The organism is Nocardioides ginkgobilobae (genome assembly GCF_054781275.1).
In genome coordinates this window covers 93,314-116,624 of the sequence record NZ_BAAGUS010000006.1, presented here as the reverse complement: position 1 = coordinate 116,624, position 23,311 = coordinate 93,314, and the positions used below count along the sequence as shown (strand labels likewise).

Here is a 23,311-nt window from a genome sequence, read left to right as displayed (position 1 = left end):
CTTCCTCCTCGGACTTGCATAACCCCCATGGGGGTTGCTTTCCTGGGACCCATCGTAACCCCCCAGGGGGTTCTCGCCAAGCGCTGCTCCCAGGAGGAGAGTCCATGACCAGCACCACTCCCCACCCGTCCGCGAGGTCCGCGGGGAAGCCGTCCGGCATCCCCCACGGACCTGGCCCGCTCGGCCGGCTCGGCACCTGGGTGCTCGACCACCGTCGCGCCGTCTCGATCGTGTGGGTCCTGCTCATCGTCGGGCTGGGCGTTTTCGCCCCCCGCGTCGAGCACGACCTGTCGGGAGCCGGCTGGCAGGCGGACGGATCGGACTCGGTGGCGGCGCGAGAGCTGGCCGTGGAGCACTTCGGTGGCAACGCCTCCTCCGCCATCCAGGTCGTCGTGCGCTCGGAGTCGGGCCCGGTCACCGAGGGCGAGGGCGCAAAGGTGGTCGCCGCAGTCACCGAGGTGCTCGAGGGCGACGACCGGATCGCCCGGGTCGTGCCGCCCCAGCCCGGCGCCACCCTCTCCCAGGACGGCGACACCGGCGTGGTCCTGGCCGGCGCCGGCGCCGACACCAACGACATGGTGCGCGCCGCGACCGACCTCAAGGACGAGCTCACCGCCCTGTCCACCGACACGGTGCAGGTGACGCCGACCGGCTCCTCGCTGCTGTGGAGCGACTTCAACGAGGCCAACCTCGAGGCGATGCTCAAGAGCGAGCTCATGTCGTGGCCGGTCACCCTGGCGATCCTCGTCCTCGCCTTCGGCGCCCTGGTGGCCGCCGGCCTCCCGCTGCTGCTGACCCTCGCGGGCCTCGTCGCCTCGGCCGGCTCGCTGGTGCTCATCAACGAGCTCGTGCCGGTCTCCATCTGGGCGATGAACTTCGCGATGATGTTCGCCCTCGCGCTCGGCATCGACTACGCCCTCTTCATCGTGGTCCGCTACCGCGCCGCCCGTGCCGCGCACCCCGGACCCGACGGCGTCGTGCCGGCCATCGCGCAGACCATGGACACCGCCGGCAAGGCCGTCCTGCTCTCGGGCCTCACCGTGCTGGTCTCGCTGTCCGCCGTGATGCTCGTGCCCTCGCCCTCCTTCCGGTCCATGGCCGGCGGCATCATGATCAGCGTCGTCTTCGTGCTGGGGGCGACGCTCACCCTCCTGCCGCTCGTGCTCGGCTGGCTCGACCACCGCATCAACAAGGGCGCCCTGCCCTGGTCGCGCTCCGGTGAGCACCGCTCGCCGCGGTTCGCCGCCTGGGGCGAGCGCCTCTGGGCCCGCCCGTGGACCTGGGGCCTCGCCTCGCTGCTGGTCCTGCTGGCCCTCGCCGCACCCGTGCTCGGCCTCAACACCGCCATGCCCTCCATCAAGGTGCTGCCCGAGGACGCCTCCGCGCGGATCGGGTACGACGTCGTGCAGTCCGAGCTCGGCGAGGGCGCCCCGGGTGCGATCGGGGTGGTCGTCGAGGAGGCGCAGGCCGAGGAGACCGCAGCGGTGCTGTCCGCGGACAGCGGCATCGCCGGCGTACTGCCCGCCATGCCCGCCACCGACGACTCCGGCCTGGTGCTGGTACAGGCCGTGCCGACCGTCGACCCCTCCGACCCCGAGCTGGCGCAGACCGTCGACCGACTGCGCGGGGACCTTCCGTCCTCGGCGCTGCTCGGCGGCGCCGCGGTGGAGAACCTCGACCTCAAGGCGCAGCTCGACGAGTCCACCCCGATCGTCATCGGCGTCGTGCTGGCGCTGGGCTTCCTGCTGCTGCTGGTCGCGCTGCAGGCCCCGCTCATCTCGCTGCTGGGCACGCTGGTGAGCCTGCTCTCGACCGCCGCCGCCTTCGGTGTCGCACGGCTGGTCTTCCAGGAGGGCCACGGCGCGGACCTGCTGGGCTTCGAATCGCAGGGCTTCCTGGACGCGTGGGCGCCGGTGTTCTTCTTCGCGATGATCTTCGCGATCGCGATGGACTACACCGTGTTCCTGCTGGCCTCGGCCAAGGAGCACCACGAGCGCTCGGGTGACGCTCGCGAGGCGATGGTCGGCTCGCTGGCCCATTCCGGCCGGGTCATCTTCGCCGCCGGCGCGGTCATGGTCGCGGTGTTCTTCACCTTCGCCCTGTCCGGCCCGATCCCGCCCAAGGAGATGGGCATCGTGCTCGGCGTCGCCGTCCTGCTCGACGCCTTCCTGGTGCGGCTGGTCCTGCTGCCCGTGCTGCTGCGCCTCACCGGCGACGCCGCCTGGTGGTCCCCGGCCTGGCTCAAGCGGGTCCTGCCCACCATCTCCTTCGCCCACGACTGATCGGATGACGACGATGATGAACCTCGACCGTGCCGTCCTCGCCCTCGCGGGCACCATGACCCTGGTCAGCGCCCTGCTGGCCGCCCTGGCCTCGCCGTGGTGGCTGCTGCTCACCGCGTTCGTCGGCCTCAACCTGCTGCAGTCCAGCGTCACGGGCTTCTGCCCGGCGGCGATGGTCTTCCGCAGGGCGGGTCTCCCCAGCGGGTGCGCGTTCCGCTGAGCTGAGCGACCCGCCCCCGATCGCGGTGCGCGGTCGAGACGCCCTCCACCCCCGGGCGGCTCGGCTGCGCACCGCCTGCGTCCTGGCGCGGGCCGGGATCCTCCGAATCATTTCTGATGCTGAGCACGAGCTGGGCATCAGAAATGATTCGGACTACCCGGCCCCCACCCCCTCCAGCCGCTCCGCCAGCACCCCGAGCGCCGACTCCCCGATCAGCTCGCCGGGCAGCAGCGGGACCTCGGTGAGGGGCACGCCGAGGCGGCGCAGGGACTCGACGTGCGGCTCCTCGAGCCGCCGGCGCTGCGCGAGCAGACCGCCGTCATCGGGCGAGCGGCGGTTGACGACCAGGGCGTCCACGCCGATGCCCAGGGCGTGCAGCTCCCCGTGCAGGGCAGCGGTCTCCGCGACCGGGAGCCGCTCGGCGGCCGTGACCAGCACGAAGCCGGCGCGCGCCGGGTCGACGAGGAGGTCCCGGAAGGTCGCGAAGCGCTGCCGGCGGCGTACGAGCACCCGGCGCAGCTCGGCGTCGCGGTCGGCCGTGTCGTCTCCCCCGCCCAGTCCCCGCACCGCGGCGCCGAGCCGCTCGGACCGGTCGCGCCCCGCCAACAACCCCTCGGTCCAGGTGGTCAGCCGCTCGGGCAGCGCGACCAGACGCAGCGTGTGACCGGTCGGGGCGGTGTCGACGACGACCAGGTCGTACGCCGAGGACGGCCCGCACGCGTCGACGACCAGCTCCGCGAGCCGCTCGAGCACCGCCGACTCGTGGGTCCCGGGGGCGTGCCGGGCCTGGTCGAGGTGGCGGGCGGCCGGACCGTGGAGGTGCTCGGGCAGCAGCCGCCGCATCGTGCGCCCCACGGCCGCGAGGTGCCGCTCGACCACCGCCGCGGGGTCGATCTCGACCGCGTCCACGTGTCCCGGCCCGTGCTCGACGACGCGTCGCGGGTCGTCACCGAGCGGGAGGTCCCACGCGTGACCCAGGTTGTGCGCCGGGTCGGTGGAGACAAGCAGCACCCGCCGCCCGGCCCACGAGTGCCGCAGCGCCAGCGCGCAGGACACCGATGTCTTGCCGACCCCGCCCTTGCCGGAGACCAGGAGCAGCCCGCTCACCGGAGCACCTCAGCAGCACCCCACGTGGTCGAGCGGCGATCGCTCCATGCCCATGCGTCGGTGCCAGTCGTGGAACTCGGCGTACGTCGCCGGCAGCAGCTCCGCCGACCAGTACGCCGCCGGGTCGGGCACCCCGAGCGCCTCGGCGAGCACCACCAACCGGAACAGGTCGTCCTCGTCGCGACGGGCGCGGCGCAGGGTGGCGCGGTAGGGGCCGGCGTAGAACTCCTCCACGCCGGCCCGGAACCGCCGCCATCGGTCCCCGCTCACCGCTGGCTCACCGCTGGGCCGGCTCCTCGAGCGCGACGTGCCGGTCGGCGTCGTCGGTCTCGGCGGGCTCCTGGCGGGCCCGGCGCATCGCCAGCCCCGCCTCGAGCGCGACCCAGACCGCCGCGACGATGATGACCGCGTCGATTCCGAGCAGCAGCCAGTCCCCGTTGTCGCGCAGGGTGCCGAGCTGGACGATCGCTGCGTAGAAGCTCATCACGAAGACGAAGACCAGCGGCACCAGCGCCGGCAGCGGGTTGCGGCGCTTGCGGATGAGGATGACCGCAACGATCGAGAGCGTCAGCGAGGCCAGCAGCTGGTTGGTGGTGCCGAAGAGCGGCCAGATCCGCATGCCGCCCTCGCCGCCCGCACCGGCAGAGAAGGTCAGGCCCATGGCCACCGCCAGGACGATCGCGGTGCCGGCGTACTTGTCGATGCGCACACCCATCACCTCGCCGATCTCCTGCACGACGAAGCGCTGCAGCCGCACGCCAGTGTCCATCGTGGTCGCCGCGAAGAGCACCGCCATGGTGGCCAGGATGGTGCCCGACAGGCCGACCGGGATGCCGAGGCCGGCGTTGAGGATGGCGCCGCCGCCGTCGACGAAGGCGGTGACCCCGCCGGCGTTGAACTCGGTGTAGACGGCCTCCCAGTCGGCCAGCGTGCGGTAGCCCGCGGTGGCGGCGATGATCGCGCCGAGCGCGAGGAGTCCTTCGCCGATCGCGCCGAAGTAGCCGACGAAGCGGGCGTCGGTCTCCTTGTCCAGCTGCTTGGAGCTGGTGCCGGAGGAGACCATGCCGTGGAACCCCGAGATCGCGCCGCACGCGATGGTGACGAAGAGCAGCGGCACCAGGCTCGGCGTGCCGGCCGGGACGTTGTCGTTGAACGCGGGAGCGACCAGGTCGGGCGCGGAGACCAGCGTGGCGCCGTACAGCAGGGCGAGGCCGATGAAGAGCTGGACGCCGTTGATGTAGTCGCGCGGCTGGAGCAGGACCCACACCGGGAGCAGCGATGCGATGCCGGCGTACACGAACAAGGTGACGATCCAGAAGGTCGCCGGCGACATGCCGAGCGTGGACTCGCCCAGCTCGATCGGGTACGCGTCGCCGAGCAGGATCAGCGAGTAGAGCGCCGTGACACCGATGACGGTGGTGAGCAGCAGGTTCATCCGCCAGCGGTAGATCATCTGGCCGACGACGGCCGCGACCGCAATGGCACCCCAGGTCGGGATCACGGCGGTCGGGGTGGCGATGAGCAGGTCCTTGATGACCACGGCGAAGGCGGCCACGACCATGAGCAGCAGCAGGAAGATGACAACCAGGAAGAGGTTGCGACCGCGGGCGCCGATGTAGCGACCCGACAGCATGCCCATCGACCGACCGCGGTTGCGCGCCGAGGCCCACAGCGCGCCGAGGTCGTGCATCCCGGCGAAGAAGACGGTGCCGAGGGTGACCCACAGGAAGGCTGGCAGCCAGCCCCAGATCACCGCCACCGCGGGGCCGACGATCGGTGCGGCGCCCGCGACCGAGGTGAAGTGGTGGCCCCACAGGACGAACTTGTTGGTCGGCACGAAGTCGACGCCGTCGTTCATCTCGTGCGCCGGCGTCGGGTGCGCGGCATCGAGCTGGTAGATGCGGTCGGCGAGGAACTTCGAGTAGAGCAGGTAACCGGTCGCCAGCATGGCGAGGCCGATGATCAGCAGCCACAACGAGGACATGGGGGGCCTCCGAGCAGGACGGGGTACGGGTACGACGGGGGCGCGACCCGGCCCGGGTCGCCGTCGCCGCCTTCCCTGTGACGGGGCTCACCATGTGCGCACGACGAGTGGCGCGCGACGAGCGGTCGGTCCTGCGCGACGGACGGTCGTCCTGGCCCGCCCCGACCGGCTCCTCCCGCCCATGCGGCACCCTGGGGGCGTGGACCAGGACACGACGGCCGAGCGGCTCGCGACCTGGCTGGCCTCGCTGGGGCTGGTCGAGCACCTCGAGGAGTCGGGGATGCTCCGGCTCGAGCGCGACGACGCGGGCGCGGCACGGTGGGTCGACATCGGCACGGGCGAGGAGCTCGACGAGGACCGGCTGATCCAGGTCGAGCGGCTGCTGCGCTCGCACGGCGAGGAGCCGCAGCACGCGGTGCCGGTGCCGCTGGTGCAGGCAGCGCACCTGGCGCGGGTACGCCGGGAGCTGCTCGACTCCGAGTGGTTCACCTACGACACGCTGGCCGAGCTGCGTGGGGCGAGCGTGGACGCGACCCGCTTCGCGGTGACCCGCGCCGTCTCCGAGCACCGGCTCCTCGGCGTACCGACCGAGCTGGCGCTGCTGGTGCCTGCCTTCCAGCTGGACGCGTCGGGTGAGCCCCGGCCCGAGGTGGCCGACCTGCTGTCGCCGCTGCTGGCAGCCGGTGTGGACCCGTGGCGGGTGTGGGGCTGGATGACCCGGCCGGCCGCCCTGCTCGGCGGCCTCGTGCCGGTGGACGCGGCGACCGACCCCGGGTCGGCCGCCGACGCCGTGGCCGCCGCCGAGGCGCTCGCGCGCCGCGGGCGGGTCTGAGCCGCAGCCGCGGCGGCGAGTCGTCGAGGCGGCGCCGAGTCACGCTCAAAACGGCGCCGAGTCACGCTCGAACGGGCGCCGGGTGAGCGTCAACGCAGGAGCAGCACCAGGACGATGACGGCGATGATCAGGGCCACGATGGCGATGGTGCGAGTGTTCACGAGACTCCTCCTCCTGTCGGACGCAGGTGCGCCCGATCTCGGCACGGTGTTCCCCGTCCGGCTCCGTCCACCTCACCCTCTCGGGTCCCTAGGCGCGCTGCGCTCGCACCTCGGACACCAGGAGGCGTGCCCGCACCTCGACCGGCGGCGCGGGCGACCGGCGACCGGGGCGGGTCGCGCGCGGGCTAGCCTCGCCTCAGCCCAGCACAGACGACTCGGCCCGCACCCCACTCCTCGGAGGTCCCATGCACGGCGAGGTGCTCCGCACCCGGCAGCTCACCCCGACCCTGGTGCGGCTGGTGCTCGGCGGCCCCGGGCTGCACGACTTCCGGGCGGCCGAGGGCACCGACGCCTACGTCAACGTGGCGATCCCCCCGGCCGGCGCGACGTACGGCCCGGTCTTCGACCCCGACGAGGTCAAGGCGACCCGGCCACGCGAGGAGTGGCCCGCGCGGCGGCGCTACACCGTGCGGCGGTGGGACGAGGCGGCGCGCGAGCTGACCCTCGACGTCGTGGTGCACGGGGACGCGGGGGCGGCGGGTCCGTGGGCCCGGGCGGCGCGGCCCGGCGACGTGCTCGTCATGACCGGCCCGAGCGCCGGCTACCGCCCCGACCCGGATGCCGCCTGGCACCTGCTCGTCGGTGACGAGTCCGCCCTGCCGGCGATCGCCGCCACCCTGGAGGCACTGCCCGCGGGCGCCCGCGCGGTCGTGCGGCTGGTCTGCGACGGGCCGGAGCACGAGGTGCCGCTCGAGTCCGCGGCCGAGGTCGACCTGCTGTGGCTGCACCGCTCCCCTGACCAGCCGACGCCGCTCCCCGACGCGGTCGAGGCGCTCGACTTCCCCGCCGGTCGGGTCCACGCCTTCGTGCACGGGGAGGCCGACGAGATCCGGGCGATCCGCCGCCACCTGCTCACCGAGCGCGGTCTGACCAGGGCGGACATGTCCTGCTCGCCGTACTGGCGCCGCACCATGACCGACGAGGCCTGGCGCGCGGTGAAGAAGGAGTTCGTGGCCGCGATGGACGCCGACGCCTGACCCTCCCGCACCGCCGAGCGGTCACGTCCGCGCACCGGCAGGGCGGCTCGGAACCCGCCGTATCGTGGGGACCGCAGCGACCCTGCACCCGCACGACCCCACACCGCCGACCGACCCGTGGAGCCACCCATGCCTGCCCGCCGCGTCCTCGACACCGAGGAGCACGCCGACCTGCTCCGCCTCACCCGCGAGCTCATGACCGTCGAGCTCGGCCCCCTCGTGGCCGGCGCCGAGCGCGACGAGGTCTTCCCGCGCGACGCCTTCCGCACCCTCGGCAAGGCCGGGCTGCTCGGCCTGCCCTACGCCGAGGAGCTCGGCGGCGGAGGCGTCCCGTACGAGGTCTACCTCCAGGTGCTGGAGGAGATCGGCAGCGTCTGGGCCTCGGTCGGCGTCGGCACGTCGGTGCACGCCCTGTCCTGCTTCGCCCTCGTCACCCGTGGTACGCCGGAGCAGCAGGCCCGCTGGCTGCCGGAGTTCCTCGCGGGCGACCTGCTCGGGGCGTACTGCCTCTCCGAGCCGCACGCCGGCTCCGACCCTGCCGCGATGCGCACGCGGGCGGTGCTCGACGGTGACGAGTGGGTGCTCACGGGCGCGAAGGCCTGGACCACCCACGGCGGGCACGCCGACTTCTACACGGTCATGGCCCGCACCGGCGAGGCCAAGGGCGACATCTCCTGCTTCCTCGTGCCCGCCGACACCCCCGGCCTGTCCGCCGACGCCCCCGAGAAGAAGATGGGGCTGACCGGCTCGGCCACCGCCACCATGCGCCTCGACGGCGCCCGCGTGCCCGCCGACCACCTCATCGGGGAGCGCGGCGAGGGCCTCAAGATCGCCCTGGCAGGGCTCGACGCCGGCCGCCTCGGCATCGCCGCCGTCGCCACGGGGCTTGCGCAGGGAGCTCTCGACCACGCCCTGGACTACGCCCGGGAGCGCGAGGCCTTCGGGCAGCGGATCCTCGACCACCAGGGCCTCGGGTTCCTGCTCGCCGACATGGAGGCCGCGGTCCAGACTGCCCGGGCCGCCACGCTCCACGCCGCCCGCCTCAAGGACGCCGGCCTGCCCTACGGCCGCGAGGCCTCGATCGCCAAGCTCGTCGCCACCGACCACGCGATGAAGGTGACCACCGACGCGGTGCAGGTGCTCGGCGGCTACGGCTACACGCGTGACTTCCCGGTCGAGCGCTACATGCGCGAGGCCAAGGTCATGCAGATCTTCGAGGGCACCAACCAGATCCAGCGGATGGTCATCGCGCGGGCGCTCGACCGCACCCCGGACGACTCGATCACGCACCTGGGCTGAAGCCCGGGTCCCGGTGGACCTGTCGAGGTGCGGGTCGAGGTGCGGGTCGAGGCCTGGTGACGCGCCACAACGCGTCCTGGGGCCTCGACCCACACCTCGACCCTGGCCACAGCTCACACCTCGACCCCAGCCTCGGGCCGGACCCGCGCGGCCGACGCCGGCAGCTCCTGGCCGCCGCGTCAGTTCGTGCTGAAGTGTTGGTAGTCGGCGAAGCTCGCGCCCCACTCCCAGCCGCGGGAGGTGAAGGCCCGCACGACGACGTCGCCGGCCACGATCACGCCGGGCTCGGCGTCGGCGCCCGATGAGCGGTCGACGTCGGCGTACGCGCGGCCCGCGGGCGGGAGGACGCCGCTCGGCAGGACGTAGGGGTTGCGCACAGGGTTGATGTCGATCGCCTTGCCGTAGGCGTGGTCCGAGAACGTGGACCCCCCGGTGACCGCCCGGCAGTTGTAGGCGGAGGTGTTGTCGGCGGCCATCGAGCGGTCGTCGTCGCCGCCGTAGGCGTCGACCAGCTTCATCCGCCTGATCGGGAACCGTGCCTCGTGCAGGTCACGGAAGATGCCGACGACGTCCTGCGCGACCTCGCGGGCCACGACCATCCGGCCGACCCGGTCGACGCCGTCGTACCCGACGTAGGAGAGGCGCAGCAGCCGCAGGTCGTCCCAGCCGAGCGGGCACTCGGCGGGGCGGTGGCTAACGCCGAGCATCCGCTGGCGCACGGCGGGTCCGAGCGGGCGCACGGTGCCGACGAACTCGGCGGGTACGTCGGGAGCGGCCGCCTCGCCGGAGGAGCCGGCGGTCCCGTCGGACGGGCCGTCCGGCGCGCGCTCCGGCCGGTCGAGCGCGGCCAGGCCGGCCGCCGGGCCCAGCGCCCGCCAGGCGGCAACGGCGGCGGGTCGCTCGGAGCGCTCCAGTGGTTGCGGGACGCCACCCTCCAACGGGATCCGCCCGGGGACCCACTGGTCGCGCACCACCTCGCCGTCGCGGACGGTCAGGCGCAGGACGCCGGTCTCGGACTGGCGGCCGTGGTACCAGGCGAAGTTGCCCAGCCCGTAGCCGACGTAGGTGTCGCCGAGCATCCCCGCACCCTGCAGGACGTGGGATTGCGCACCGACGACCACGTCGGCGCCGGCCTCGGCGAGGCTCTCGGCGAGGGCCCGTTGGTCGTCCGTGGGCGCGACCTGCAGCTCCTCGCCCCAGTGCAGGTAGACGACCACGACGTCGTCGCGGGCGGCGGCGTCGCGCACGGCCGCGAGCAGCGCGGGGGCGTCGGGCCGGCGGGCCGCAGCCATCCCGACACCGGTCCCGGGACCGATCGCCCAGGTCCGCTCGGCGCTCTCGCGGGGCGAGGCATCGGCGGCGAGGACGGCGATGTCGGTGCCGCGCACGCTGGTGCGGTACGGCGCGTACGCCTCCTCCGGCGTCCGACCGACCCCCACCACCCCGACCGGGGAGCCCTCCGCGGCAGCGAGCGCCGCGCGCAGCCCGGCGCGGCCGTAGTCGGCACCGTGGTTGTTGGCCAGGCTGACCGCGTCGACGCCGGACCGCTCCATCAGCCCCAGCACCGACGGCGAGGCCGAGAACCAGTAGCGGTTGCCCGGGTCCTCTAGCTCCTTGGCGGCCATCGGCAGCGACCCGTCGCTGATCGCGCTCTCGAGGTTGACCACCGCGACGTCGGCGGTCGAGAGCGCGCGCGACATCGGGCCGAGCGTCGAGCCGGACTGGTCGTCGAGCTCGGCGAGGACGCCCTCGAGGTGGACGTCGCCGGCCAGGGCGATCGTCACCGCACCCCTGGGCCCTTCGTCCGCGCCCCCGGCCCGCACGGTGCCACCGTCGCCGTCACCGGCCCGCTCGCCGGGGGTGTCCTTCATGTCCTCGGCACCCGCCGGCCCACTACTGCGCTGCTCCACGAGCAGCACCGCACCCAGGGTCAGCACGGTGCCGAGGGCCACGAGCGCTCGTCGGACGGTGCGCGGCGAGCGTTGGTCGGCGGTCTGGTCCGTGGCCATGTGGATCCGTCTCCCGAGTCGATGACGGGTAGTTGAAGGATCACCAGTCTTGCGGGGCGATCAAGCTCGCCGGGGTGAGGTCATGCGATCTCGTCCCGGCCGGGGGATGGGTGTCGACGCCCTGCTCCGAGGGCCGGAGCGGGGCCGGCACGGGCCCGCGCGTCCCCCCACGGACGCGCGGACCCGCGGTCTCGGTGCAGGCCCTCAGCGCACGCTCTTGGCCGACACCTTGACGACGTCGTAGGTCGTCTCGGGGGTCGGCGGCGTGCTAAAGCGGGCGTTGGGCAGGTAGAGCCGCTGGCCCTTGCGGGCGACGGTCGTGGGCACGTCGAAGTCGCTGTCGGTGATGGCGCCGATGCGCTCACCGGTCAGCCCGTCGGGCTTCATCCGCAGCACGGTGACGACGTTGTCGCGGTTCTGGACGACGTACAGCGTGCGGCCCTGCAGCAGCATGCCGTCGCCGTTGGTCAGCGAGGCACCGCCCAGGTCGACCTCGGTGGCGACGCCGGTGGTCGGGTCGACGCGGTAGAGCAGGCCGCTGGTGGAGTTGACGACCAGCAGGCCGCGGCCGTCGGGGGTGAGGGTCAGGCCGTTGGCGTTGAAGCCCTCGACCTGCTGCCAGTCGCCCGTCAGCGGGACCTGGCGGACCTCGGCCTGGGTCGGCAGCGCACCGTCCTCGCCCAGCGGGAGCACGTGCAGGACGGGCGCCTGGGAGTCGGTGAACCACGCGGCGTCCTCGGTCAGCACCACGTCGTTGACGAAGCTCGCGCCGGTGTTGAGGGTGTAGTCGGCCAGCAGCTCACCGGTGGTGCCGTCGACGACGCGGGCCGTGCCGGCCGGGCCGCCGGCGATGAAGAGACGGCGCTGGTCGTCGACCTTCAGGCCGACCGAGGCCGTGCCCGGACCCTCGCTGATCCGCTCCCCCTCACCGGTGCGCAGGTCGGCGCGGTAGACGTCGCCGTCGAGGCGCGAGCCGAACCACGCGAAGCGACCGGAGATGGTGATGCCCTCGGGCTGGAAGCCGTCGGGCAGGGCGAAGGTCTCGGGGAAGTTCCCCTTCGGCCCGGCCGAGGCGGGGCTGAGCAGGCCGGCGGTGAGCACCCCGGCGCCCAGGGTCGCGGTCAGCGTGGCGCTCAGAGCCGCAGTGAGGGGTGTGCGACGAGCAGGGCGGGTGCGGCGGGCGGGGAGGTGGGACATGCGCGCTCCAGGGGGTCGGGTCGGCGCCTGTCCTGCGACGCCGAGTCGTCGGGATGGTTGAACTCGAAAGTACGTGCGTGCTCAAGGGGACCAGTCACCCGTTCGGTCCGTCCGGCCGCCCGGAGGGGTGGCGTGGGCACGACCGCGAGCGGGCATCGCCCGAGTCATGAGCACGCGAGCGTCCGGCACGAGCACGGCCCTGGAGCAGCGCCCCGATGCCGACCACCCGGCGAAGCCGGACTCCCCCGACGACCTGACGAGGCGGTCCTGGCTCTACGTCTTGCGCAAGACCGGCCGGGAGTTCAGCAAGGACCAGTGCACCGACATCGCGGCGGCGCTGACCTACTACGCCGTGCTGGCGCTGTTCCCGGCGATGATCGCGCTGATGAGCCTGGTCGGGCTCGTGGGGCAGGGCGACGAGGCCGCCCGCACGGTCCTCGAGGTGCTCCGCGACCTCGGCGCCGGCTCGGTCGCCGACACCCTTGAGCCGACCCTGCTCGAGCTCTCGGCCACCGACACGGCAGGACTCGGCCTGGTGGTCGGTCTGCTCGGCGCCCTGTGGTCGGCCTCGGGCTACGTCGGGTCCTTCGGCCGTGCCATGAACCGGATGCACGAGATCGGCGAGGGTCGGCCGATCTGGAAGCTCCGCCCCTGGATGCTGCTGGTGACCCTGGTGGAGGTCGTCCTGGCCGCCCTCGTGCTCGTGGGCCTGGTGCTCACCGGCCCTGCGGCGGAGGCCGTCGGGGACCAGGTCGGCCTGGGCAGCACCGCGCAGCTGGCCTGGGCCGTGGCGAAGTGGCCGGTGATGCTGGCCGCCGTCGTGGCGATGGTGGCGATCCTCTACTACGCCGTCCCCAACGTGCAGCAGCCGCGGTTCCGCTGGATCTCGATCGGTGCCGCCCTCGCGATCCTGGTCTGGGTGCTGGCCTCGGCCGCCTTCGGCCTCTACGTGTCGCAGTTCTCCAGCTACGACCGCACCTACGGCTCGCTGGCGGGCGTCATCGTCTTCCTGCTGTGGTTGTGGCTCACCAACCTGGCGCTGCTCTTCGGCGCCGAGCTCGACTCCGAGCTCGAGCGCGGTCGCGAGCTGCAGGCCGGCCTGCCGGCCGAGGAGCGGCTGCTGCTGCCGCCGCGCGACACCCGCGGCATCGAGAAGGCCGAGGCCAAGCACCGCGAGGACGTCGCCCGCGGCCGGGCGCTGCGCGAGTCGCGTGGGGCCGACGACCAGGCCGAGCAGGACGGACCGGACGACGCCCGGGACGACACCGCGGACCACCGGACCACCGGCCCGAAGCACGTGCGCAACGACACGACCGAGTCACCCTGAGGCACGCCGGTCCCGGCGACGCGTCCCGCACGACGTCCCGGACGGGGCCGCCGGATTCCCTCCGTGGGGCGCTGGAACGTGTTCTCATGCACCGGTGACCCTCGTCGGCGCGACCCTCGCCCACCACTTGGCGGCCGCCTCCGCACCGGCCTCCGGCACGACCGGACCGACGGGCATCGACTCCTTCAGCCTGGAGATCAGCGGCGGCTTCGACCTCGCGATCAAGGCGATGATCGCCCTGCTGCTGCTGGGGATCGCGCTCGACGTGCGCACCGAGGACCTGCGCGGCGTCGCCCGCCGTCCGGTCGTCTTCGCCGCGGTGACGCTCGCCCAGTTCGTGCTGGTGCCGGCGCTCACGCTGGTGCTGGTCGCAGCCTTCGACCTCGCCCCCTCGATCGCCCTCGGCATGCTGCTGGTGGTCTCCGGACCGGCCGGCTCCATGTCGAACCTGCTCACCCACCGTGCCCGCGGAGACGTGGCCCTCTCGGTCTCGCTGACCACGCTGTCCAGTGCCCTGGCGGCGGTCGTGACCCCCGTAGCGCTGGCCTTCTGGGCCTCCCGCTCGCCCCAGGCCAGCCAGGTGCTGGACTCCGTGGACCTCTCGCCGCTGGAGGTCCTGCTCGAGGTGCTGCTGCTGATCGTGGCACCCTTCGCGGCCGGCATCCTCGTGGCGCGGGCACTGCCCCGGGTCGCCGGTCGGCTGCGGCCCCTGGTCGAGCCGACCGTGCTGGTGATGCTCCTGCTCATCGTCGTGGGCGGGCTGGCCTCCAACCTGTCCGGCTCCGCGGCGTACCTCCTCGAGGTGGGCCCGGCCGTCGTCGCCCAGAACGCCATGTCCCTGGCGGTCGGCTTCGCGGTCGCGCTCGCCTGCCGCATCCCGGCGGCCGCCCGTCGCGCGGTGACCCTGGAGGTGGGCGTCCGCAACACCGCGCTGGCGCTGGTGCTGGCGATCAGCTTCTTCCCGGAGTACGGCGGGGTCGCCCTGGTCGCCGCGCTCTGGGGCTTCTGGGACGTGGCGACGGGGCTGGCCCTGGCGACCTGGTGGCGACGCCGGAGTGCTCGCCCGGACGACCGCCCGGGCGAGCGCGTCAGATCGACGGGACCGACACCGCCCGCTCGGTGAGGAGCACGTCGACCCGGTCGATGAGCTCGCCGAGGTCGAACGGCTTGGCGAGGTAGTCGTCGGCGCCGGCGATCAGACCGGCACGCACGTCGCTGCGGCTGCACAGCGCCGAGAGCATGAGCAGCACCGGCTGGTCGATGCTGCGATCGGACCGCACCTCGCGCACCACCTCGAGCCCGGTCATCCGGGGCATCAGGACGTCGAGCACCGCCAGATCGATCGGGCGCGAGCGCAGCAGCGCCAGCGCCTGCATCCCGTCGCGGGCGGCGACGACCTCGTGACCGGTCATCCGCAGGGCGGCGACGAGCAGCTCCAGCAGGTCCGGGTCGTCCTCGGCGACGAGGAGGGTCGGGGTGCCGTCCGCGCTCACGACACATGCTCCGTGCGGCGCTGCATCCGCCCGCAGTCCACGAGCATGCCGACCAGGTCGGCGTCGCTCACCCAGCGCCGGGGTGCCGGCCGGCGCTGGGTGAGGGTGCGGACCACCTCTCCGGACATCGGCACACCGAGGCGCAGCTCGTAGACCGTGTCGGTGGGCGTGAACCGGAGACCGACCACCTCCGCGCACCGGCACACGCCATCGAGCGTGCGCACCACGAGGAGCTGGCCGGGTTCCAACGGGTCGCTGGCCGCGATCCGGTGGTGGGGGACGTCGAGCCCGTCGTACCCGTGCAGGTCAGCATCAGCGAGCGGGAGGTCCGCGATGATCATGAGGGCTCCTGGGGACGGGGGGATTCGGCTTCTCCCTCAGGATCGGCCGGGCCCCGGGGCACTCCCAGGAGTCGGGCGGGATCTTCACGTGTCCTTCAGGGCTGGGGGACGGAGGTCCCGAACGCCGGCGTCGCTGCCAGCGCGGCGGGATCTGTCCGCGGCAGCTCCAGGACGAAGCGCATGCCGCCACCCTCGCGCCGTTCGGCCCACACGCTGCCGCCCTGCGCCTCGGCGAGGGCGTGGGTGACTGCCAGCCCCAGGCCGGTGCCGGGCAGCTGCCCCGCGCGGGCGCTGCTGGCGCGGTAGAACTTCTCGAACAGGTGCGGCAGGTCCGCCTCCGCCACGCCGATCCCGGTGTCGAGCACCTCGACGCGCACGCGGTCGCCGACGGGCGCGACGCAGACCTGCACCCGCCCGCCGGGCGGGGTGTACTTCACGGCGTTGCCGACCAGGTTCGCCAGCATCTGGTGCAGCCGCCGCGGGTCGCAGTACGCCGTCAGGCCGGTCGGTCCGGTGTCCGCGACCTCCAGTCGCACCTCGCCGGCGCGCGCGGCCGGCTCCAGCTCGGCGGCGACCTCGTGGACGGCCGCGTCGACGACGACCTGGACCGGCTCCACCGACACCCCGCCCGAGCGCAACCGGGCCAGGTCGAAGAGGTCGTCGACCAGGGCCTGCATGCCCTCTGCGCGTCGTCGGATGGTCTCCAGGGAACGGGCCTGCTCCGGCGAGGGCGCAGTGAGGCCCAGGAGCTCGAGGTTGCCGCTGATGACCGCGAGCGGACCGCGCAGCTCGTGGCCGGCCATCGCCACGAACTCGTCCTTGAGCCGGTTGACCTGCTCCAGCTCGTCGCGCTGCCGACGGGCCACGTCGAGGGCGTCCTCGAGCTTGTCAGTCAGCGCGCGCCGCTCGTCGACGTTGGTGGCCACGAGGTCGACGTAGAGGTCCTCGCCCTCGCGCCGCGGCGTCCCCCGCAGCCAGACCCATCGCACCAGCCCGTCGGCTCCCGGGACCTGCACCTCGACGTTCACCGGGCGCCCCGCGCGCACCTGGCCCGCGACCACGTCCAGGGTGCGCGCGGAGCCCGGCTCCAGGTCGGGGCCGTCCAGCACGCCGACGAGGCGGGCCACGACCGGGCTGAGCAGGCCGACGGGGTCCGGTGTCGCGAAGTGGCCAGCGATGCGGCCTCCGGCGTCGACGCGGAGCGTGCAGAACTGGTCGTCGAGCTGCCCGATGCTGCGGGTGAACTGCGCGCGCTCCTCGGCCAGCTCGACCGCGATCCGCTCGGCCCGCGCCCATGCCTCGTCGCGACCCTCGCGCAGGGACTCCACCAACCTCTCGAGCTCGAGCTGGGCGCTCTCGCGGGCCATGTCGACCGCCTGGAGCCGGCGCCCGACCACGAGAGCGAGCGCCACGATGACCGTGGCGCTGCCGAGCACCATGAGGGCCAGGCCGAACACCCCGTCGTACCACCCGGCCCGCTCCCCGGCCAGGCGCAGCGAGCCCAGCAAGGGCAGGCCCAGCAGGGCGATCGGGACCAGCATCCGGCCCACCACGGCACCGGGGTCGCGGCCCTCGAGGAGCCAGGGCACGCAGCCGCCCGGCTGACGCGCCAGCACGGCGACCGCGAGCAGCGCCAGCACCACGGCGGTGTGCAGCGCGACCGTGGAGTAGGCGACCACGGCGTACAGCGAGGAGACGCCGTAGGCGTAGCCCAGGACGGCCACGAAACCGACGACGAAGGTGAGCGCGGAAAGCACCTGGGGGGTGCGGACCCGGCCCCGGTCCTGGGCGAGCAGCGCGACCGCGAGCGCCGTCAACGCGATCGCCGTGGTGATCGCCATCCGCCCCGGGGGGTTGGCACCCGCGGTGTGGGTGAAGTCGTCGACCAGCAGCTCGTCGATGCCCAGCGAGGCGCCGCCCACGTGCTCGGACAGGGTCACGAGGGTCACGACGAGGACCGGCACCGGGAGCCACCCGTGCCCGGGCACCAGCCGGCCCGTCGAGACCGAGAGCGCCAGCAGGCACAGGGCCGTGTTGAGCTTCATGCTCGTGAGCCCGGGCAGCACCGTCACCAGGACCTCGACCTGCAGCACCCACCCCACCACGACCGTGAGGGCAACCGTGGCCACGACCAGCGCCAACCCGCGCGACAACCGCTCGGGGCGATCCGGGAAGCGTTCGATCACCAGACGACGGTAGAGGTCCGGACCCGTCCCCCTCACGGGATCGGACGAGGTCGGGACCTTCGTCCCTGCCGCAGCCGGACGGCCCTCGTCAGGGGGTTTGGCGCCCCGGTCCCGACGACATCATGGGTGCGTGCGCCGCTCCCGCCCCGCTCCCCGCTCCCGTACCCCTCTCCTGCTGCCGGCCGGCACGGGCCTCGCCGCCCTGCTGCTCGCCGGCTGCGGCGGCACCCCGGTGGTCGAGCGTGCCGACCTCGAGCGCGACGTCGCGCAGACGCTGGCCGGCCAGGTCGGCACCGAGCCCGAGGTCAGCTGCCCCGAGGACCTCACCGGCACCGTCGAGGAGTCGGTGCGGTGCGAGGTCACCCTCGACGGCGACCAGGTCCCCGTCGAGGTGGTGGTCACCGAGGTCGACGGCTCCGACATCGCCTACGAGGTGGCACCCACGCTGCTGGGCAGCTCCGTGGAGGAGCAGGTCTCGGCGCGCCTGGCCGAGCAGGTCGGGGTCGCCCCGGACGACGTCTCCTGCCCCGCCGACCTGGTCGGCCGGGTCGGCGAGGAGCTGCGCTGCGTGCTCACCGCCGGATCCGACGAGCTCGGCGTGACCGTGACCGTCACCGAGGTCGACGGGGCCGAGGTCGAGTTCGACGTGCAGGTCGACGAGGAGATCTCGTGACCACCCCGACGCCGGAGGCCACCGCGCTGATGCGAGGGGTCCAGCAGGCTGCCGAGGGCACGCCGTACGTCGTCACGCCGACCGCCGAGGGCTTCGACGTCTCCCTCGACGTCGTGGACGCGCAATGGTTCGGCCTGTTCAACAAGGCCGGGCTGAGCAAGGTCTACGTGCACCACGTGGCCGTCCCCTCCCCCGGCACCTACACGATCACCGACGACGCTCGCAGCGTCGAGTGGGTGGCCGGGACGCCCCGGGTCGCGGCCACCGCCGAGCGCCAGCTCGGTCGGGTCAAGGAGCTCGGGGCACAGAAGGTCTGGGCCTTCGACGAGCACGGCCGCTTCGGCGTGCAGGCCGACTTCCGCTTCGGCTCCGAGGAGGGCCGCGACCTGGTGACCGGCGTGGCCCAGCAGCTCGGCATGGAGCTGCGGCGTGGCGGCGCGGAGCGGATCGGCCTGTGGGCCGCGGGCCTGGTCGGCGTCGGGGCCCTCGTCGGGCTCGTGCTGACCGTGGTGCTGGCCCTGACCGGCTACTTCGGCTGAGGCCCGGCCTACCCCTCGGACTGCCCCTCGGCCGGGGGACCGGGCTGCTGCGGGACCACCTCGACGGTGGCCATGAACGCCTGGAACTCCGGCACCACCTGCTCCCACTGCCGGTAGGTGCAGGTGAGCGTGTAGATCATCACGACCCGGCGGGCGGGGTCCTCGACGTCGACCAGCCCCTGCACGACCTGGGCCTGGCGCAGGTCCTGGCGCCGGCCCTCGACCGTGGCGACGGCGCCGACGGACTGGGTGACCGCAGGTGCGTGCTCGGTGCCCAGGGACCGGCGCTGCAGCAGCTCGACCTCCTCGGCGCCCTCCGCGCGCAGCTTCTCGATCGACTCGTCGGCGATCTGCTCCAGGCTGGCGGCGTCGCTGCGCCACCCGCCGGAGACGGTGATCGTGGGGTGGTACTCCCCCGCGGCCGCGTCACGGGCGGCCAGGAAGGCGGCGTTGCGGACACCGAGGGACTCCGGGTCCACCGGTGCCCACGCGTCGTCGGGCAGCGCGAAGCGCACCGGCAGCGGCAGGGCGGTGCTGCTCACAGCAGGTCTCCGATCGCGTCGATGATGTCGCCCCCGGTCTCCACGACCTCACCGGGGTCGATGGTGATCGACCCGCTGATCTTGCCGCCCAGCCCCCAGGCCACTCCGCCGGAGCCGCCGATCTCGATCTTGCCGTCGCGGTAGCCGAGGTCGAGGTCACCGGCGATCCCGGCGCCGGCCCAGCCCTCGACCGAGGCCTCGCCGCCGATCCCGCCCACGTCGCCCTGGGCGCCCACCTCGACACGGCCCCCGGCGAAGAGCTCGCCACCGGCGTGCACACCCGTGGGACCGAGGGTCAGGTCGCCCTCGGCGCGGGCCTCGGCCCTGGCGCTGCCGCTGACCTCCCCGCTGAGGTGGCCGTACTCCCCGCCGGCCGTGCCCTCGGCCCCGAAGAGCGTGAACGCCCCGTGGCCGTGCGCGACCAGGCCGTTGGCGTCGATCCGGCCCCCGGCGGCCCCGTCGAGGCCGACCGCCCGGAGCGACCCGTCGGCCTGGACCCGCACGTCGCCCCAGTAGTCCTCGACCGAGCCGTCGGCGCCCCAGAGGTACATCTCGCCCGCGACCTGGCCGAAGTTGATCGCGAACGGACTGCTCGGCAGGCCGCCGTCGTAGGTGCCGTCGGGACCGTGCGCGGGGTTGCGCCCGAAGGTGTCCTGCCAGTCGCCCCAGTCGATGCTCGGACCCTCGGCGCTGCCGGACATGCCGGGGCCGCTGGAGCCCTCGGTCCGCGCGCCGGGCAGGCCACCGAGCGCCCGGACGGCGGCGGTGCCGGCCTCGTCGAGCGCCTCGCGCGCCTCGGCCAGGATCTCCTCGGCCTCCCGGCGCAGCGACTCCCCGGGGTCGACGAACGGCCCCGGCCGGGACGGCCCGACCGAGGGGACGACCCGCCCACCGCCGTACGTCGGCACGCAGACCTGGCGGCTGACGTAGCTGTTGTAGGCCTCGACCGCCTCGTTGTGCTGCTGGACGGCCGCGCGCGTGGCCTCCTCGCCCCGCTCCCACGTCGCGATCGCGTCGGCGGCACGGCTCTGCGCGGTGGTGAGCGCCTCGGCGTACGTCGTCAGCGTCTCGGCGGTGGTGCGCAGGACACCGGCGTAGGCGGTCCACTTCTCCTGCTCGGCGGCGCTGGCCGCGGCGTACGCCGGCTGGCCCCAGCCCCCGCTCCAGCCCGCGATGGCGACGTCGTCGACGTCGCGGGCGAGGCGCTCGACGCGGATGGCCTCGTCGGCCAGCGTCGTGGCGTTGGTGCGGACCGAGCCGGGGTCGCCCTGGACGAGCTCGGCGGGGTCGCTGGTGCTGCCCAGCGCCGCACCGTCGGGGAGCGTCACGGGGTGCCGCCCGCGGGAGCGCTCGGTCCGGCCGGACCGCTCGGGCTGGGGGGGCCGAGGACGGGACCCTGGCCGGGGGCCGGGAAGGGCGCCGGCCCCGGTGCGAGGAAGGGGCTCTGCGGGTCGAGGAACGGGGAGGGGAACCGGAACGTCCGGGCCACCGAGTCGTCGGTGCTCTCGTAGTGAGCGGCCGCCGTCTGCAGGTCCTCGGCCAGGTCGACCGCGCCGTCGTGCAGCGCACGGCTCGCCTCGGTGCACTGCTCGGCCACCGCCCCCAGCCACGCGGCGAGCTCGACGTGCCCGAGGTGCTCGGGGGTGCGGTGGGTCAGGCAGATCGAGCCCGACCCCAGCTCCTCGGCCACGGCACGGTAGTCGCCGGACGCGGCGCGCAGCTCCTCGACGAGCACCTCGTAGGTCATCCACGTCTCCCGGGGTCGTACCTGCGCACGCCTTTACCCTGCACCAGTGCCCGGGAAACCGCACGACCCCGGCGGGCCCCCGGCGCGGCTGCAGGTGACCTCCCGCCCCCGCCCCGGCGAGGGTCCGACTCGTGACCGTGCCCCTCCTCGAGGAGCCGGAGACGCCAGGATGCGCAGGTGCGAGAGATGAACGGGCGCGTGGCCGTGGTGACCGGAGCAGGCGGCGGGATCGGTCGCGAGATCGCCCTCGCGCTGTCCCGGCGGGGCGTGCAGGTCGCGTGCGCCGACGTACGCCGTGAGGGGGCCGAGGAGACCGCGCGCCTGGTGCGCAGCACCGGTGGCGTGCTCGCGAGCACCCACGTCGTGGACGTCTCCTCCGCCGAGCAGGTCGCGGGCCTGGCCGACGCGGTGGTGGGCGAGCACGGCGCCTGCCACGTGCTGGTCAACAACGCGGGCGTGACCTCGGCGGGCTCCTTCGAGAAGGAGACCCTCGAGGACATCCACTGGATCATGGACATCAACGTGTGGGGCGTGGTCCACGGCTGCCACGCGTTCCTGCCGGTGCTGCGGCAGCAGGACGAGGCGCACATCGTCAACATGGCCAGCATGGTCGGGCTGCTCGGGCTCCCCCACAACGCGGTCTACGCGATGACCAAGGGCGCGGTCCGCTCCTTCTCCGAGGCCCTGCGCGGCGAGCTGGTCGGCTCCCCCATCGGGCTGACCACCGTGTTCCCCGGCGCCCACCGCACCGGCATCACCGAGTCCGCGCGGGGCTCGCAGCGCGCGCTGCTGCAGGACATGGGCCGCCACCGGATGGCCTCGGTCATGATGCGCTCGCCGGCCAAGCTGGCCGAGCAGGTCGTCACCGCGATCGAGAAGGACCGGGCCCGGGTGGTCGCCGGCGTCGACGCCCGCGCCCTGGACGTCTGGTCGCGGATGGCGCCGGGCCGCACCGGTCCGCTCGGCAGGATCACGGGCCGCGCCGAGCGGGGGTAGTCCGCACTACTTTTCACCCTCAGCTCGCGGTGAGGGTGAAAACGTGTTCGGACTACCCCAACCGAGGCCCATGACAGACGCCACTAGAACGTGTTCTCATGCGGCGGGAGTCCAGCGTCGAAGGAGAACGATGACGATCCGCGTGGTGCAGTGGGCGACCGGTGGCGTGGGCAGGGCGGCGATCGAGGCCGTGCTCGCCCACCCGGACCTCGAGCTGGTCGGGGTGTGGGTGCACTCCGAGGCCAAGCACGGCAAGGACGCCGGCGAGCTGGTCGGCCGTGAGCCCATCGGGGTGCGGGCGACGACCAGCAAGGACGAGATCCTCGCCCTCGACGCCGACTGCGTGGTCTACAGCCCGCTGCTCCCCGACGAGTCCGAGGTCGTGGCCCTGCTGCGGTCGGGCAAGGACGTCGTGACACCCGTGGGCTGGGTCTACCCCCGGGCCGGCACCACCGCGGCGATCGACGCGGCGTGCGCCGAGGGCGGCACGACCCTGCACGGCACCGGCATCCACCCCGGTGGCATCACGGAACGCTTCCCCTTGATGGTCTCCGCGCTGAGCGCCGGGGTCACGCACGTGCGCTCGGAAGAGTTCAGCGACATCCGCACCTACAACGCCCCCGACGTGGTGCAGCACATCATGGGCTTCGGGGTCAGCCCGGAGGCCGCGATGGCCGGGCCCATCACCGACCTGCTGGGGGCCGGGTTCCTCTCCTCGGTGCGGATGATCGTCGACGAGATGGGCTTCGGCGGCGCGGACCTGACCTACGACACCGTCCAGGAGGTCGCCGTCGCCACGGCGCCGATCCCGGCACCCGTCCCGAGCGGGACCGTCGAGTCGGGCCAGGTCGCCGCCCGCCGCTTCGAGTGGCGCGCCCTCGTCGACGGGACCCCGGTCGTCTCGGCGGTCGTCAACTGGCTGATGGGCGAGGAGCACCTCGACCCCGCCTGGGACTTCGGCCCTGCCGGCGAGCGCTTCGAGGTCGAGGTCACCGGGGACCCCGACGTCCTGCTGACCTTCAAGGGCCTGCAGCCGGAGACGATCGAGGAGGGCCTGGTCCGCAACCCCGGCATCGTCGTGACGGCCAACCACTGCGTGTCCGCGATCCCGTACGTCGTCGCGGCCGAGCCCGGCATCCGCACCTACCTCGACCTGCCGCTGCTCGCCGGGCGCGCCGCACCCCACCTCGGCAGGGACCGCGGGTGATCCTCGGCGATTTCCGAGCTCGCCCCGCTGGTGCGGGTCAACGCCCTGCTGGTCGGGGGCGTCGCGACGAAGGCTGCGAGCGGCCGGCGATGGAGATCCCGGCGCCCCCGCTGCGTCCGAGCCGCCGAGCCG

22 protein-coding genes are annotated in these 23,311 nt (G+C 73.6%); 11 read left to right on the top strand and 11 right to left on the bottom strand.

Going from position 1 to position 23,311, the window contains the following annotated elements; translation table 11 throughout:
• The first annotated feature begins 104 nt into the window (after positions 1-104).
• Positions 105-2,282: an MMPL family transporter gene (locus ACYVID_RS07935; RefSeq protein WP_460736106.1), complete on the top strand. Its 2,178-nt coding sequence runs from the start codon at positions 105-107 to the stop codon at positions 2,280-2,282.
• Between the two features lie 4 nt (positions 2,283-2,286).
• A complete protein-coding gene (locus tag ACYVID_RS07930; RefSeq protein WP_460736103.1) occupies positions 2,287-2,502 on the top strand; it encodes a YgaP family membrane protein in 216 nt (71 codons plus the stop codon).
• Between the two features lie 153 nt (positions 2,503-2,655).
• Here the strand turns inward: ACYVID_RS07930 and ACYVID_RS07925 are convergent, their stop codons facing one another.
• Genes ACYVID_RS07925 through ACYVID_RS07915 form a run of 3 tightly spaced genes read right to left on the bottom strand, consistent with a single transcriptional unit; the run spans position 2,656 to position 5,593 of the window.
• Positions 2,656-3,609, bottom strand: a complete 954-nt coding sequence (locus tag ACYVID_RS07925; protein WP_460736101.1) for an ArsA family ATPase — start codon at positions 3,607-3,609, stop codon at positions 2,656-2,658.
• A gap of 9 nt (positions 3,610-3,618) precedes the next feature.
• Complete coding sequence (locus tag ACYVID_RS07920) at positions 3,619-3,879, bottom strand: cory-CC-star protein (protein WP_460736099.1); 261 nt, start codon at positions 3,877-3,879, stop codon at positions 3,619-3,621.
• Between the two features lie 7 nt (positions 3,880-3,886).
• Positions 3,887-5,593, bottom strand: coding sequence for a carbon starvation CstA family protein (locus ACYVID_RS07915; protein WP_460736097.1), 1,707 nt, complete (start codon positions 5,591-5,593; stop codon positions 3,887-3,889).
• A 199-nt stretch (positions 5,594-5,792) separates the two neighbouring features.
• Between ACYVID_RS07915 and ACYVID_RS07910 the strand changes: the two genes are divergently transcribed.
• The 3 genes from ACYVID_RS07910 (at position 5,793) to ACYVID_RS07900 (ending at position 8,922) form a co-directional block, all read left to right on the top strand.
• The gene (locus tag ACYVID_RS07910) at positions 5,793-6,425 is read left to right on the top strand and encodes a hypothetical protein (protein WP_460736095.1); all 633 of its coding nucleotides are present in this window, start codon (positions 5,793-5,795) and stop codon (positions 6,423-6,425) included.
• A gap of 406 nt (positions 6,426-6,831) precedes the next feature.
• Positions 6,832-7,623: a siderophore-interacting protein gene (locus tag ACYVID_RS07905; RefSeq protein ID WP_460736093.1), complete on the top strand. Its 792-nt coding sequence runs from the start codon at positions 6,832-6,834 to the stop codon at positions 7,621-7,623.
• Positions 7,624-7,752: 129 nt separating this feature from the next.
• The gene (locus ACYVID_RS07900) at positions 7,753-8,922 is read left to right on the top strand and encodes an acyl-CoA dehydrogenase family protein (protein WP_460736091.1); all 1,170 of its coding nucleotides are present in this window, start codon (positions 7,753-7,755) and stop codon (positions 8,920-8,922) included.
• Positions 8,923-9,101: 179 nt separating this feature from the next.
• Here ACYVID_RS07900 and ACYVID_RS07895 read toward each other — a convergent pair whose 3' ends face one another.
• Positions 9,102-10,931, bottom strand: coding sequence for a CapA family protein (locus ACYVID_RS07895; protein WP_460736089.1), 1,830 nt, complete (start codon positions 10,929-10,931; stop codon positions 9,102-9,104).
• A gap of 204 nt (positions 10,932-11,135) precedes the next feature.
• Entirely contained in the window at positions 11,136-12,128 is a 993-nt protein-coding gene (locus tag ACYVID_RS07890) for an NHL repeat-containing protein (protein WP_460736087.1), read from the bottom strand.
• Between the two features lie 166 nt (positions 12,129-12,294).
• Between ACYVID_RS07890 and ACYVID_RS07885 the strand changes: the two genes are divergently transcribed.
• Both ACYVID_RS07885 and ACYVID_RS07880 read left to right on the top strand, forming a co-directional pair.
• Positions 12,295-13,455, top strand: coding sequence for a YihY/virulence factor BrkB family protein (locus tag ACYVID_RS07885; protein ID WP_460736085.1), 1,161 nt, complete (start codon positions 12,295-12,297; stop codon positions 13,453-13,455).
• A 94-nt stretch (positions 13,456-13,549) separates the two neighbouring features.
• On the top strand, positions 13,550-14,578 hold the full coding sequence (locus ACYVID_RS07880; protein ID WP_460736083.1) for a bile acid:sodium symporter family protein: 1,029 nt from the start codon (positions 13,550-13,552) through the stop codon (positions 14,576-14,578).
• Here the strand turns inward: ACYVID_RS07880 and ACYVID_RS07875 are convergent.
• The 3 genes from ACYVID_RS07875 to ACYVID_RS07865 all read right to left on the bottom strand — a co-directional run bounded on the left by ACYVID_RS07875 (position 14,544) and on the right by ACYVID_RS07865 (position 17,475).
• Entirely contained in the window at positions 14,544-14,948 is a 405-nt protein-coding gene (locus ACYVID_RS07875; RefSeq protein WP_460736081.1) for a response regulator transcription factor, read from the bottom strand. The genes ACYVID_RS07880 and ACYVID_RS07875 overlap by 35 nt on opposite strands.
• Complete coding sequence (locus tag ACYVID_RS07870; protein WP_460736079.1) at positions 14,945-15,289, bottom strand: hypothetical protein; 345 nt, start codon at positions 15,287-15,289, stop codon at positions 14,945-14,947. The genes ACYVID_RS07875 and ACYVID_RS07870 overlap by 4 nt, the downstream gene beginning before the upstream one ends.
• Before the next feature lie 95 nt (positions 15,290-15,384).
• Complete coding sequence (locus ACYVID_RS07865) at positions 15,385-17,475, bottom strand: sensor histidine kinase (RefSeq protein WP_460736077.1); 2,091 nt, start codon at positions 17,473-17,475, stop codon at positions 15,385-15,387.
• A 130-nt stretch (positions 17,476-17,605) separates the two neighbouring features.
• Between ACYVID_RS07865 and ACYVID_RS07860 the strand changes: the two genes are divergently transcribed.
• On the top strand, positions 17,606-18,148 hold the full coding sequence (locus ACYVID_RS07860) for a DUF4333 domain-containing protein (protein ID WP_460736075.1): 543 nt from the start codon (positions 17,606-17,608) through the stop codon (positions 18,146-18,148).
• Positions 18,145-18,687 (top strand): hypothetical protein, encoded by a 543-nt coding sequence (locus tag ACYVID_RS07855; RefSeq protein WP_460736073.1) that lies wholly within the window; start codon positions 18,145-18,147, stop codon positions 18,685-18,687. The genes ACYVID_RS07860 and ACYVID_RS07855 overlap by 4 nt, the downstream gene beginning before the upstream one ends.
• Before the next feature lie 8 nt (positions 18,688-18,695).
• Here ACYVID_RS07855 and ACYVID_RS07850 read toward each other — a convergent pair whose 3' ends face one another.
• The 3 genes from ACYVID_RS07850 to ACYVID_RS07840 are packed head-to-tail and all read right to left on the bottom strand — an operon-like array spanning position 18,696 to position 20,976.
• Positions 18,696-19,229, bottom strand: a complete 534-nt coding sequence (locus ACYVID_RS07850) for a hypothetical protein (protein ID WP_460736071.1) — start codon at positions 19,227-19,229, stop codon at positions 18,696-18,698.
• On the bottom strand, positions 19,226-20,557 hold the full coding sequence (locus tag ACYVID_RS07845; protein ID WP_460736069.1) for a putative T7SS-secreted protein: 1,332 nt from the start codon (positions 20,555-20,557) through the stop codon (positions 19,226-19,228). The genes ACYVID_RS07850 and ACYVID_RS07845 overlap by 4 nt, the downstream gene beginning before the upstream one ends.
• Complete coding sequence (locus ACYVID_RS07840; RefSeq protein ID WP_460736067.1) at positions 20,554-20,976, bottom strand: WXG100 family type VII secretion target; 423 nt, start codon at positions 20,974-20,976, stop codon at positions 20,554-20,556. Before ACYVID_RS07840 ends, ACYVID_RS07845 begins: the two co-directional genes overlap by 4 nt.
• Positions 20,977-21,162: 186 nt before the next feature.
• Between ACYVID_RS07840 and ACYVID_RS07835 the strand changes: the two genes are divergently transcribed.
• Both ACYVID_RS07835 and ACYVID_RS07830 read left to right on the top strand, forming a co-directional pair.
• Entirely contained in the window at positions 21,163-21,972 is an 810-nt protein-coding gene (locus tag ACYVID_RS07835; RefSeq protein WP_460736277.1) for an SDR family NAD(P)-dependent oxidoreductase, read from the top strand.
• Positions 21,973-22,102: 130 nt separating this feature from the next.
• Positions 22,103-23,179, top strand: coding sequence for an NAD(P)H-dependent amine dehydrogenase family protein (locus ACYVID_RS07830; protein WP_460736065.1), 1,077 nt, complete (start codon positions 22,103-22,105; stop codon positions 23,177-23,179).
• Positions 23,180-23,311: the final 132 nt, after the last annotated feature.